Source organism: Allgaiera indica, from assembly GCF_900106675.1.
In the GTDB taxonomy this organism is placed as follows: domain Bacteria; phylum Pseudomonadota; class Alphaproteobacteria; order Rhodobacterales; family Rhodobacteraceae; genus Acidimangrovimonas; species Acidimangrovimonas indica.
The window spans coordinates 25,708-38,183 of sequence record NZ_FNOB01000005.1; the positions used below are offsets into that span (position 1 = coordinate 25,708).

Annotated in this window: 11 protein-coding genes; 3 read left to right on the top strand and 8 right to left on the bottom strand. The window is 66.5% G+C overall.

Annotated features, from left to right (window positions below; genetic code table 11):
• Nucleotides 1-9 precede the first annotated feature (9 nt).
• Genes BLV97_RS05555 through BLV97_RS05565 form a run of 3 tightly spaced genes read right to left on the bottom strand, consistent with a single transcriptional unit; the run spans nt 10 to nt 2,476 of the window.
• Entirely contained in the window at nt 10-990 is a 981-nt protein-coding gene (locus BLV97_RS05555; RefSeq protein ID WP_051646115.1) for a DMT family transporter, read from the bottom strand.
• A complete protein-coding gene (locus BLV97_RS05560) occupies nt 987-2,096 on the bottom strand; it encodes a DUF6902 family protein (RefSeq protein ID WP_051646114.1) in 1,110 nt (369 codons plus the stop codon). The genes BLV97_RS05555 and BLV97_RS05560 overlap by 4 nt, the downstream gene beginning before the upstream one ends.
• A gap of 5 nt (nt 2,097-2,101) precedes the next feature.
• The gene (locus tag BLV97_RS05565) at nt 2,102-2,476 is read right to left on the bottom strand and encodes a hypothetical protein (RefSeq protein WP_035843505.1); all 375 of its coding nucleotides are present in this window, start codon (nt 2,474-2,476) and stop codon (nt 2,102-2,104) included.
• A 302-nt stretch (nt 2,477-2,778) separates the two neighbouring features.
• On the opposite strand from BLV97_RS05565, the gene xth reads away from it, so the two are divergent.
• The 3 genes from xth (at nt 2,779) to BLV97_RS05580 (ending at nt 6,190) form a co-directional block, all read left to right on the top strand.
• On the top strand, nt 2,779-3,585 hold the full coding sequence (xth, locus tag BLV97_RS05570) for an exodeoxyribonuclease III (RefSeq protein WP_035843504.1): 807 nt from the start codon (nt 2,779-2,781) through the stop codon (nt 3,583-3,585).
• 151 nt (nt 3,586-3,736) lie between these two features.
• Complete coding sequence (locus BLV97_RS05575) at nt 3,737-4,765, top strand: cytochrome c oxidase assembly protein (RefSeq protein ID WP_051646113.1); 1,029 nt, start codon at nt 3,737-3,739, stop codon at nt 4,763-4,765.
• A gap of 141 nt (nt 4,766-4,906) precedes the next feature.
• Nucleotides 4,907-6,190 (top strand): DUF3422 family protein, encoded by a 1,284-nt coding sequence (locus BLV97_RS05580; RefSeq protein ID WP_035843502.1) that lies wholly within the window; start codon nt 4,907-4,909, stop codon nt 6,188-6,190.
• A 216-nt stretch (nt 6,191-6,406) separates the two neighbouring features.
• On the opposite strand, the gene BLV97_RS05585 is transcribed toward BLV97_RS05580, so the two are convergent.
• The 5 genes from BLV97_RS05585 to BLV97_RS05605 form a co-directional block, all read right to left on the bottom strand.
• Nucleotides 6,407-7,303, bottom strand: coding sequence for an ABC transporter permease (locus tag BLV97_RS05585; protein ID WP_244520975.1), 897 nt, complete (start codon nt 7,301-7,303; stop codon nt 6,407-6,409).
• Between the two features lie 88 nt (nt 7,304-7,391).
• Nucleotides 7,392-8,399 (bottom strand): ABC transporter permease, encoded by a 1,008-nt coding sequence (locus BLV97_RS05590; protein WP_035843499.1) that lies wholly within the window; start codon nt 8,397-8,399, stop codon nt 7,392-7,394.
• Nucleotides 8,400-8,531: 132 nt separating this feature from the next.
• Nucleotides 8,532-10,250 (bottom strand): peptide ABC transporter substrate-binding protein, encoded by a 1,719-nt coding sequence (locus tag BLV97_RS05595; RefSeq protein WP_035843496.1) that lies wholly within the window; start codon nt 10,248-10,250, stop codon nt 8,532-8,534.
• 40 nt (nt 10,251-10,290) lie between these two features.
• A complete protein-coding gene (locus BLV97_RS05600) occupies nt 10,291-11,355 on the bottom strand; it encodes an ABC transporter ATP-binding protein (protein WP_051646112.1) in 1,065 nt (354 codons plus the stop codon).
• Nucleotides 11,348-12,355: an ABC transporter ATP-binding protein gene (locus BLV97_RS05605; protein WP_035843494.1), complete on the bottom strand. Its 1,008-nt coding sequence runs from the start codon at nt 12,353-12,355 to the stop codon at nt 11,348-11,350. Before BLV97_RS05605 ends, BLV97_RS05600 begins: the two co-directional genes overlap by 8 nt.
• Nucleotides 12,356-12,476 lie beyond the last annotated feature (121 nt).

A 12,476-nucleotide genomic window follows, 5' to 3' on the forward strand; every position in this document is an offset into this window, starting at 1 on the left:
GCTTCCGCGTCACAACCGTGGCGGCGCGGCGGCTTTTGAGCGCAATCCAACGGATCGCAGCATCGCCCCGCCTTCGGTTCGCGGCGCAGCCGGAACCCGGGCCGCGCCCGGCTGTGCCTCGTTGCGGGCGCCGAAGGTGACGTAGAAGCCCGCCAGCGTCACGATCGCGGCGCCGATATAGATATCATGCGCCGGCATGTCGCCGAAGACGACGTAACCCAGTGCCAGCAATGCAAAGAACTGCAAGTTCACCACCGGCGTCACCACCATCGCCGGCGCCCGCGAGAACGCCGCCGCCAGAGCCATCTTGCCCAACAGGAAGCCCATCCCGAAGGTGATGGTCAGCGCGATTTGCGGCAGGCTCATCGGCACAAGCTGCCCCGGCAATGCCAGGCCCATGATCAGTGCCAGCGCAAGCTGCGGGTAGAACACCAGCGCTGCGGCATTGCGCTCATGCCGGCCGATCCGCCGCGCCAGCGTCAGCGACAGCGCCCCGAAAAGGCTGCCGGCCAGCGCCATGCCGCCCCACAGCAGATCGCCGCTGCCCGGCATCGGCATGGCCATCGCCACCCCCAGCGTCGAGGCCGCCAGCGCCAGCCAATGCCGCGGCGCCACGCGTTCCCCCAGAAGCGGGCCCGACATCAGCCCGGCAAAAATCGGCAGCGTCGAGGCGAAAACGAACACCTCGGTCAATTGCAGGTTCTTGTAGGCCAGGAAGAAGCTGACCGCCGCCGCCACGGCGCTGAGCGCGCGCAGCGCCATCGCGCCGGGAAAGGCGGTACGCAGCCCGCCACCGCCGCCGAACGCCCCCGCGCGGCTAAGCGCCCAGGCCCCGACGATCCCCACGACGGCCGCCAGGAAGTTCACCTGCGCCAGGGGCAATTCGCCCCCCAGCACCTTCGCCAGCATGTCGGTCGTCGCCGTCAGCGCGACCGCCACCAGGGCCAGGAATGACCCCGAAATCGCTTGTTTGCGGCTGATCGTGGTCATTTCGAACCTCTCCACCCTCGTCCTCTATAGCAGAAACCGGCAAGGAATTCATCGAATTGTGGAGTCGAAGATGCGGCACTCGCCAATACGTTGCGTCCGCGGCGTGACATCAACCCCGCCGATGCCTCCATCAGCGCGCCGACGCTGAGCCGGCCGGCCTGGGCCAAGGCCAGCAGGATCTCGGACAATTCGACCAGCGTGTTGCGTGGCGCCGGGCGCCGCCGGAAGACCAGCCGCCCGGGCCGCGCCGCCCGCGCGAAGGCCGGCTGCCCCGCCACCGCCTGATGCCAATTGGCAACCAGGAACGGGTGGTAATCGTCCGATAGCGCGCCGCTGTCCTCGGGCTCTTCGCTGATGACCGAGAAATCCGCGAGTTCCGAGGCGATGAAGGCCTCCCACGCGGGGGGTGGCGTGCGGCCCATGTAGCGCAGGGCGATGCAGACCTCGGACAGCAGATCTATGTCTTCCTCGAGCAATGCGATCAGGCCCGTGTTCAGCAGGCTCTTGCCCACGCTTCCTGGCAGATCGGGGGATCGGCGCCCGTATTCCGAAAAATAGAACACGAAATGCGTCAGGTCATAGGCGGCCTTGCGGTTGGGCACGGCGAAAGCCTGATGCCGGGTCACGAAGCGCAGCACGCGCTCTTCCAGGGTCGTGTCGTCCTTCAGCACCGTCACGCCGTGGCGGGCGCACAGCCGGCGGGCCTCCATCCGGTGCAGATCGGACAGTTCGGCCTCTGCCAGGCCCCGCGCCGCCACCTCAGCCGCGATCCGCCCCCCGGTGCCGGGCGGCAGGCCCAGGGCCTCGGCATCGGTCACGATCGACAGGATGAAGCGGTAATATTGCGGAAAGACGGCAAAAAACCCGGGCGCTTCGGCGTGAAACGCCCGGTAGTGCTTGCCAAGCGCCGGCGTCCGGCCCAAGCCCGTACATTCGGCGATGTTCAGAAGCTCTGCGTTTTCTTTCAGAAACATCACGTCGTGCCGTCCCCGGCGGTGATGCAGGAACGCCTCGGCCAGGGGCACAAGCCCCGGCCGGGCAGCCCGGCGCCTTGCCCGAGACAAGGCGCTGGTTGCATCTGTGACCGCGTAGGGCAGCAAGACCATGCTCCTCAGCCGGCTTTCTTCGGGCCGAAGGACGAGGTCGAGAATTGCGTGCCCGCGCCCGCAAGCGCGTCGGTCCCGGTATCGACGAAGGAAGAGGTCGAAAGCATCGTCGCCTCGCCGCTGTCCATCGTGGTCGCGCTGGGACCGAAGGACGAGGTCGAGAACTGCGTGCCCTCGCCCGCAAGCGCGCCGGTCCCGGTGTCGACGAAGGAAGAGGTCGAAAGCATCGTCGCCTCGCCGCTGTCCATCGTGGTCGCGCCGGCCACGAAGGACGAGGTCGAGAACTGCGTGCCTTCGCCGCCCATCAGGCTGCTCCCCGAACAGGCAAAGGAAGAGGTCGACAGCGATGCGCCTTCACCCGCGAACAGGTTTCCGGCCATCTGCCGCGGCGCTTGCGTCGTGCCAGATACAACCTTAGCGAAAGTCTTCGCTGCGATAGACAAATTATTGTTTTCATACACTTCCATGAATTCCCTCTCCATTTTACAACCTTAACGAGAATCAGCTTCATAGCGGCTAACTCAACCTATGGTAGCACGATAATCCAGCAATCCCATCGTTTTTGTTTCCGAACCGGAAACGCCGGCGCACGGGCGGCGCGCTGAACGGCACATTGACCGCCGCGCTTGCCGGCGGGCGTCCAAGCGGCTAGGACGGGTCGAAACGGAGCTGGGAGGCGCGGGTGAAGATCGCCACCTTCAACATCAACGGCATCAAGGCCCGGGGGCAGGCGCTTCTGGACTGGCTGGACGAGGCACAGCCCGATGTCGCGCTGCTGCAAGAGATCAAGACGGTCGACGAAGGCTTTCCGGCGGAACCGTTTGAGGACCGCGGCTACAACATCGTGACCCATGGCCAGAAGTCGTTCAACGGCGTGGCGATCCTGTCGAAACTGCCGCTTGAGGACGTCAGCCGCGGCCTGCCCGGCGATGACGGCGACGGCCAGGCGCGCTGGATCGAGGCGACGGTGGTGGGACGGCGCGCATTGCGGATCTGTGGGTTGTACTTGCCCAATGGCAACCCGGTCGAATTCGACGCCGACGGCGCGCCGTTGGCGGGCGGCAAATTCGCCTACAAGCTCGGCTGGATGGAACGGATGCGCGCCCGTGCCGCCGCGCTGATGGCCGCGGAAGAGCCGGCGCTGATGGCGGGTGATTACAACATCATCCCCCAGGCCGAGGACGCCGCCCGCCCCGAGGCCTGGCGCGACGACGCGCTGTTTCGCCCCGAAAGCCGCGACGCCTACCGCCGGATCCTGAACCTCGGCTTCACCGAGGCGATCCGCGCCCGCGACCCGGCACCGGGCCTTTATTCCTTCTGGGATTACCAGGCCGGCGCCTGGGCCAAGAACAACGGCATCCGCATCGACCACCTGCTGCTGACACCCCAGGCTGCCGATCTGCTGACCGGCGCCGGCATCGACAAGCAGATCCGCGGCCGCGACAAGCCGTCCGACCACGTCCCGGTGTGGGTAGAGCTGGATCTCTAGCCCCCGCGCAGCCCTTCTTTGCGCCCCAGATATCCCGAGGGGTGCAGGGCAGCAACGCCCCCCGCCGCCGCGCCTGCGGCGTTCGCGCGGTTGAGCAGCCCCCTCCCGCCCGCTATCCTGGCCCGGCTGTGAAGATCAGGGGAGGGATCGGATGCGGCTTTTCCTGACTGTTGCCGCCTGCCTGGCACCGCTGCCTCTACAGGCAGCAGGCCTGTCGGGGGGCGCCGGGGCCTGGGGCTTCGATCCGCTGGTCGTCGCGCCGCTGGCCGGGCTGGCCTGGTTGTTCATGCAGGGGGTGGAACGTCTGGCCGCGCGCGGTCGGCCGGTGGCGGGCTGGCGGCAGGGGGTGTTCTATGGCGGGCTTCTGGTGCTGTGGGCGGCGCTGCAATCGCCGCTGGCGGCCTGGGCGGGCGTGGCCTACGAGGCCCATGCCTGGCAGGGGCTCTTGCTGCGCATCCTGGGGCCATTGCTGGTGTTGTGGGCCGCGCCGCAATCGGCGCTGATCGCCGGGCTGGGTCCGCGCGCCCGGCGCGGGCTGGTGCGGCGTCTGCCGCGACGTGGCCGCCTGCGTCGCGGCCTGCGCGCGCTGCTGCGGCCCTGGCCGGCCGCGCTGGCCTTCATCGCGACGCTCTATTTCTGGGAAATCCCGGCGCTGCAGAACGCGGCGGCCGCCGGCGCCTTGCCCGGCGCGGTGATGCTGGGGGCGTATCTGGCAACCGGGCTTTGGTTCTTCGCCACCCTCCTTCACCCGCAGGATCCACCCCATGGCCCGCCCCACGCGGGCCGGCAATTGATGCTGATCGCGGCCAGCTTTTCGCAATTGCTGCTGGGCGCGGCGATCACCATGAAGCCGATGGTGCTGTACGGCGCCTATCGCCTGGGTCTGGGCGACGAGGCCGCCGGCGGCTACGTGATCTGGACGCCGTCGTGCTTTGTTCTGCTGGCGGCGATCATCCTGGTCATGCATCAGTGGAACGCGGCCGAGGAACGCCGCTGGCGGCGCGCGCAGCGCGGCGGGCTGTCGAATGCCGAAATGATGGCGCTTATGCCCCAGACCGCGCAGGAATTGTGGCTGGCGGTGACGCCGAAGAACCGCCGCACCGCCTATGGGCTGTCGATGATCCCGCTGGTGCTGTTCGTGATGGTCTTCGCGACCGTCGCCACGGCGCGGATGTTCTAACCCCAGGGGCGCGGCAAGACGCCAAGGCCCCGGGCCAATCGTCGCACACCGCGCGCCGGCGGTGCTGGTCGATTGCGCGCCGCGCCTGGCGGGCTAGTCTGGCCCCGACGACGCCTGCAAGGGCCCCAGCGGAGGCCGGACATGAGCCCGATTGACGACCATCCCCAACGCTATGCGCTGGCCAACGAACTGCACGCGCGCCCGTTTCCGGCGCTGACACCGCCCTGCCACGCCGCCTTTCTGGCGATCACCCCGCCCGAGGATGCCGCCAACCGCGACCGGGCGCGCGATCATGCCCATCTGGGGGCGCTGCTGGCCCGTCACGGCGCCACCCTGCCGCCGCACGAGGCCGCGCATTGGTCCGGCCCGATCGGTCGCCATGCGCTGACCTGGGAAAGCCACACCGAATTCGTCACCTACCTGGCCTTCGCCGAAGGCCTGGGCGCGCGGCCCTTCGACCCGTCCGAGGCCGAGGTCTTTCCCGCCGATTGGCTGGCCCAGGCGCCCGGGACGCGGCTGACCTCGGTGCTGATCCGGGTCGAGTTCCTGCCCGAGGACCCGGCCGCGATCCTGCCGCAGTTGCGCGAGTGGTTCGTGCCCGAAAGCCTGGCCTGCAACTGGGTGCTGGACCGCGCCGCGGTGGTGGCGGGCGATTTCCGCATCGACCCGGCGGGGCACATGCGCTTTGCAGTCTTCGTGCGGCCAGGCACCGGCCCGGGCCGCGTGGGCCGGGTGGTGCAGCGCCTGTGCGAGATCGAGACCTACAAGGCGATGTCTATGCTGGGGTTGATGCGGGCGCGCGCCCTGGGGGCGCGGCTGAACGCGCTGGACCCGGAGTTGTCGGAAATGGTCAGCGGCATGGGCGACGCGGGCCGCCCGCCCGAGGGCACGCTGCACGCGCTGCTGGGCGTGACCGCGCAGCTGGAGGAACTGGCGGTGCATTCGTCGTTCCGCTTCGGTGCGACCGGGGCCTATGAGGCGCTGGTGAACCAGCGCATCGGCGTGTTGCGCGAGGAACGCTTTGAGGGCCGCCAGACCTTCAGCGAATTCATGACCCGGCGCTACGATCCGGCGATGCGCACGGTGAAATCCACCGAGGCGCGGCTGAAGGCGCTGCTGGAACGCGCCACCCGGGCCGGGGAACTCTTGCGCACCCGGGTCGATGTGGAACGCTCGGCCCAGAACCAGAAGCTGCTGGAAAGCATGGACCGGCGCGCCGATCTGCAACTGCGGCTGCAGCACACGGTCGAGGGCCTCTCGGTCGTCGCGATCAGCTATTACGCGGTCAATCTGGTCAGCTATGCGCTCTATCCGCTGACCCATGCGCTGGACTTGTCGAAGGCCGCAAGCACGGCCGTGCTGACCCCGGTGGTGGTGCTGGCGATGTGGCTGGCGATGCGCCGGATCCGCGGCCGGATGCATTGAGGGGGGAGGAGGGCGCCGCCTGCCCGTGGGGTGGCGCATCCTGACGGTCGAGCATCGCCATTTATGGCAGCAAGGTTCTGCCTGAGGCCCCCCCGGGCTTGAGCGGATCAAAGCGCCAGCCCGTGGGGACGGGCAGGCGCGCACCGGGCGGCAAGGGGCTGGCGGAACGGGGGGCTGGCGGAACGGGGCTGGCTGAACGGGGCCAAGCCTGCTCCCTCAGCGCCCGCGCACCCGCGGATCCAGCGCGTCGCGCAGCCCGTCGCCGATGTAGTTCACCGACAGCACCGTCAGCGAGATCGCCAGCCCCGGCCAGATCACCAGCCCCGGCGATTGCTGCATGTACTGGATGCCGTCGTACAAAAGCCGCCCCCAGGTCGGGAAATCGGGCGGAAACCCGAGGCCCAGGAACGACAGCACCGATTCCGTGATGATCGCCTGGGCGATGCCCAGGGTCGCGGCCACCATCACCGGGCTCAGGACGTTGGGCAGGATGTGGCGGGTGATCATCCGCCAGGGTGGCGTGCCGATCGACCGCGCGGCCAGGACGAACTCGCGCTCCTTCAGGGCCAGAACCTCTCCGCGCACGATGCGGGCGGCATGCATCCAGCTGGTGATGCCGATGGCGGTGACGATCAGCGTGAAGATCCCCATGTTCAGCCCCATCAGATGCGCCAGCGCCTCGCGAAACAGCATCACCATGACCAACAGCAGCGGCAGGACCGGCAGCGCCAGGAACAGGTCGGTCAGCCGCATCAGCGGCCCGTCGAGCATCTTGGAATAGCCCGCCAGAACCCCCACCAGCGTGCCCAGGAAGACCGAGATCAGCATCGCCGTGACCCCCACCGCGATCGAGATCCGCCCCCCCGTCATCAGCCGGGCCAGCGAATCGCGGCCCAGCGGGTCGGTGCCCAGCGGATGGGCCAGGCTGGGGCCGCCGTTCATCGCGGTAAAGTCGATATAGCTGGGGCTGACGCGCCAGACATAGGGACCGAAGATCACCGCCACGAAGATGATCACGAAGATCGCCGCGCCGAACATCGCGCCCTTGTGGGTCTTGAACTGGTCCCAGACGTCCCACCACTGGTTGCGGGGCGGGGCGATGTGCTGGACCATCTCGGCCGCCGGGTCGTGATCGGGGCCCAGCGTGGCCTCGGCCAGCAGGCCTTCGCCCACGGCGCGCGGGTCTTGTCTTTCGTTGGGATCAGTCATAGCGGATTCTCGGGTCGAGCACGCCGTAAAGCAGATCGGCGACCAGGTTGAAAAGCACGATCAGCACGGCGAAGATGAAGGTGATCGTCTGCACCATCGGCAGGTCGTTGGCGTAGATCGCGGTGATCAGCAATTGCCCGATCCCGTTCACCAGAAAGATCTGTTCGGTCACGATCGCGCCGCCAAACACCGAAGGCACCCCCAGCGCGATCACCGTGATCACCGGGATCATCGAGTTGCGCAGCACATGGATCAGCACCACGCGCGATTCCGACATGCCCTTGGCGCGGGCGGTGCGGACGTAATCCTGGCTGAGGTTGTCCAGCATCGAGGAACGCAGATAGCGGCTGATCTGGCTGGTGGTCTGGATCGCCAGTACCAGCACCGGCATCACCATCTGGCGGATCTGTTCCCACAGGCTGTGCCAGGACACGACGTTTAGGTTGGTGTCGTAGATCGCCGGAAACCAGTTCAGATAGACCGAGAAGATCAGGATCATCAGCACGCCGGAAAAGAACGGCGGCACCGCAAGGCCCAGCATCGCCGCGAAGGTGCCGGTCTGGTCGAAGACCGAATATTGCTTGTAGGCCGACAGGATCCCGATCGGCAGCGCGATCAGCACGCCGACCACATAGGCCAGCCCCACCACCCACAGGGTTTGCGGAATGCGCTGCGCGATGATGTCGAAGACCGGGCTGCGCGTCTGCCAAGAGATGATGCGCTGCATCCCGGCCGAATAATGGGTGCCGAAGATCACGTCGATCGCGTGCAGCGGCTCGACCACGAAGAATTCCTTCAGCCACAGCAGGTATTGCACCAGAAGCGGCTTGTTGACGCCCAGCGCCTCGCGCATCTTTTCGCGCACCTCCGGCGGGATCGTCAGCGGCAGGTCGCCCAGCGGGTTACCCGGCGCCAGCTTGAGCAGCGAGAAGATGATCAGGCTGATGAACAACAGCGTCGGCACCGCAAGAACCAAGCGCCGGATGGTGTAGTTGAGCATTCGCTGCCCCTGTCGTTGCCGGTGAGGGTTCCGGTTTGAGTGCCGTCGGTGCCGGCCCGGACCGCCGAAGGCCCGGGCCGGATCGAATGACGGGCGCGCGCGGACCAAGGCCGGCGCGCGCGCCCGGGGGCATCACTTCTTGCGATACCAGGACTGGATGTTCCACATCTCGCTGTCCCAGGTGTTCATGATGTCGCCGCCCAGCGTGTTCGAGGCCGCCGACACCCGCCCGCGCCAGACCAGCGGCAGCATCGTGTAGGTGCTGTCGGGCTGGCCGACCGTCAGGATCGCGTTCAGCTTCTTGACGATCTCGCCGCGCTTTTCATAGTTCGCGGTCTTGCCCAGTTCGGCCACCAGCTCGTCATACTTCTTGCTGCAGAAGCGGGTGATGTTCTCGCCCTGCCACTGGGTCGCCGGACGCGGGGCCTTGTCGCAGGTGTATTGCGCGACATAGGCGCCGGGATCGGCCCCGTTGAAGTTGTTGGCGTACATCTCGACATCGGCGTAGAACTTCTGGAACGTATCGGGCGAACCGGGATCGCCGCCGAAGAACACCGAGGCGTTGATGTTCTTCAACTCGGTATCAACCCCGATTTCCTTCCACCATTGCTTGATGATCGCCTGGAACTGCTGGCGCACCGCGTTGGTCGAGGTCTGGTAGCTCAGCACCAGCTTCTTGCCGTCCTTGTGACGGTAGCCGTCCGAGCCCATCTTCCAGCCGGCCTCGTCCAGAAGCTTCTTCGCGCCGGCGATGTTCTGCTTCAGGCAAGAGGTGTTGTTCGCGTCGGCGAAGTTGGCCGGCGCCGGGATCCAGTTGCAGGTGGGCTTGCCCATCTTGCCATAGCCGATCTGGGTCAGCACGTTGCGGTCCAGCGCCATCGACAGCGCCTCGCGCACCCGCTTGTCCGACAGGAACGGGTTCGGACGCTTGGCGGTGGAACGTTCGTCCGCCGGCAGACTGGAGGACGGATCGGTCAGGTTCAGCTGCAAGCGCTCGACCAGGGTGCCGAAGCCGATCATCAGCTTGCCCTTGCCGTCCTTGGTCATGTCCTCCAGCACCTTGGGCGACAACTGCAGGTTCCAGCCGTAATCATATTCGCCGGTCTGCAACACCGCCCGGGCCGAGGCCATGGCGCTGCCGCCGCCCTTGAAGTTGACCTTGGCGAAATGCGGCTCGTCCGGGACGCGGTAGTTGGGGTTCGCCTTGAACTGGATCACGTCGTTGGGCTTGAACTCGGTCACCTCGAACGGGCCGGTGCCGATCGGGTTGAAGTTCGCCTCGGTGCAGGTCGGGGCCTTGGCGCCCATGCAGTTCTCGAACTGCTTCTTCTGCAGGATCGGCGATTCCGAACTGACGAAGGGGCCGTAGGGAACTGGCTGCGGCTCCTTGAAGGTAATCTTCACGGTCAGCGGATCGACTTCCTCGATCGACTTCACGCCCTCGAAATGCGAAAGCTGCGCGCAGCCGCCCTGGGGATCCATGCAATATTTGCCGGTGAACACCACGTCGGCGGCGGTCACCGGGCTGCCGTCGGACCACTTCAGCCCCTTCTTCAGATGCCAGGTGATCGACTTCAGATCCTTCGAGATGCCGCCGTTCGCCACGGTCGGGATATCGGCCGCAAGCCGCGGGAACAGCTTGCCGTCCTGGTCATAGCCCGCCAGCGGCTCCAGCACGATCGACGAGGATTCCACATCCTTCGTGCCGCCCGACAGATAGGGGTTCAGGATCGACGGCGCCTGCCAGTAGATGATGTTGACGGTGCCGTCGGCGCCGCGCCCTTCTGCGTGGGCCACGGGCGCCAGCGCCAGGGCTGCAGCGGCCCCCATTAAGGCCAGTTTGATCTTCATTTATCCTCTCCTCGTTGGTTGTGCTCTTATCGCCTCGAGCTTACGCGCCGGTTGCTCCGGCGTCTTGGGTCATGTCCGGGTCATAGAGGTGGCAGGCCACATAGTGGCGCGGCTGGACCTCGCGGAAGACGGGTTCGACATCCTTGCAGATCGGCAGCACCTTGGGGCAGCGGGTGCAGAAATTGCAGCCCTTCGGCGGATTGGCGGGCGAAGGTACGTCGCCCGACAGGATGATCCGCTCGCGCCGGGTCTCGACCGCCGGGTCGGGGTCGGGCACCGCCGACAGCAGGGCCTCGGTATAGGGGTGCAGCGGCGTGGAATAGAGCGCCTCGCGCGGCGCCAGTTCTGCCATCTGGCCCAGATACATCACCGCGACCCGGTCGGCGATATGGCGCACCATCGACAGATCGTGGCTGATGAACAGATAGGTCAGGCCCAGCTTTTCCTGCAGCTCTTCCAGCAGGTTGACCACCTGCGCCTGGATCGACACGTCAAGCGCCGCGATCGGCTCGTCGCAGACGATGAACTTCGGGTTCAGCGCCAGCGCCCGGGCGATGCCGATGCGCTGCCGCTGCCCGCCCGAGAATTCGTGCGGATAGCGGTTGGCAAAGGTGCGGTTCAGACCGACCGCATCCATCAATTCATAGATCCGCGCCAGCTTTTCCTTCTTCGACAGCCGGGTGTGTTCGTCCAGCGGCTCGGATATGATCGAGGCCACGGTCATGCGGGGGTTGAGGCTGGCCTGCGGGTCCTGGAACACCATCTGCATCGTGGTGCGCATCCGGCGCAGGGTGCGGGCATCGGCGCGCGCCACCTCCTGGCCGTCGATCTTCACCACGCCGTCGGTGACCTCGTAAAGCCGCAGCAGCGCGCGCCCCGTCGTCGATTTGCCGCAACCAGATTCGCCCACCAGGCCAAGGGTTTCGCCCTCGTAAATGTCGAAGCTGACATTATCGACGGCCTTCACGTCGCCGACATGGCGGCGCAACAGCCCCGAGGTGATCGGGAAATACATCTTCAGGCCGCGCACCTCGACCAGCTTGCGCCGGGGATCGGTGTCATGCCCGGCCAGCGCGCCGCCGGCCCCCTCGCCTGCGTCAAGCATCGGCCTCTCCTTGGGTTGCGGCGTCCCAGAAACAGGCGACGTCATGGCCGTTCGCGCCGACCGGCCGGCGCCGGGGATTTTCCGCGCCGCAGCGCGCGAAGGCATGGGCGCAGCGGTCGCGGAACGAACAGGCCGAGGGCGCGGCCATCAGGATCGGCGGCTGGCCCTCGATCACGTTCAGCTTCGGCTCGCGCGCGCCATGCACCTTGGGCACGGTCTTCAGCAGGGCGCGGGTATAGGGATGCTGGGGGTTGGCGAAAAGTTCGCGCGCCGGGGCCTGTTCGACCACCTGGCCGCCATACATCACCATCACCCGGTCCGCGATGCCGGCGATCACCCCCAGATCATGGGTGATCCAGACGATCGCCATGCCCAGTTTCTCGCGCAGCTCCTTCACCAGCTCGATGATCTGGGCCTGGATCGTCACATCCAGCGCGGTGGTGGGTTCATCGGCGATCAGCACCTTCGGGTCGCACGCCAGCGCGATCGCGATCATCACCCGCTGCCGCATGCCGCCGGAAAACTGGTGCGGGTAATCCTTCAGCCGCGGCCGCGCATCGGGAATGCCGACCAGTTCCAGCAATTCGACCGCGCGATCGCGCGCCCGGGCCTTGGACAGGCCCATGTGCTTGCGCAGCGGCTCCATCAGCTGGAAGCCCACGGTGAACACCGGGTTCAGGCTGGTCATAGGATCCTGAAAGATAAAGCCGATCCGCGCGCCCCGGATCTTGCGCAGTGTCTCTTCGCTGGCGGTGCGCAGATCATGGCCGTCGAACAGGATCTGGCCGTCGCTGACATTCGCCGGCGGCGAGGGCAGCAGGCCGATCAGCGACATCATGGTGACCGACTTGCCCGAGCCGCTTTCCCCGACCACGCCCAGCAGTTCCCCGGGGCGCAGGTGAAAGCTGACCGAATTCACCGCGTGAACCTGTCCGCCGCGTGTCCGGAACACGGTCTTCAGGTCCTTGACTTCAAGGACGGGAAGCGCCCCATCGGGCATATGATACTCTCCAAACCTGTTGGTTTTATTTTGTTTTTGCCGTGCCCGGATGTGGGCTCCGCGGCCGCCTTTCGGGAAGTGTTAGCAATTTTCCACAGCGGGGCAAGAAACTTTCTTGTCC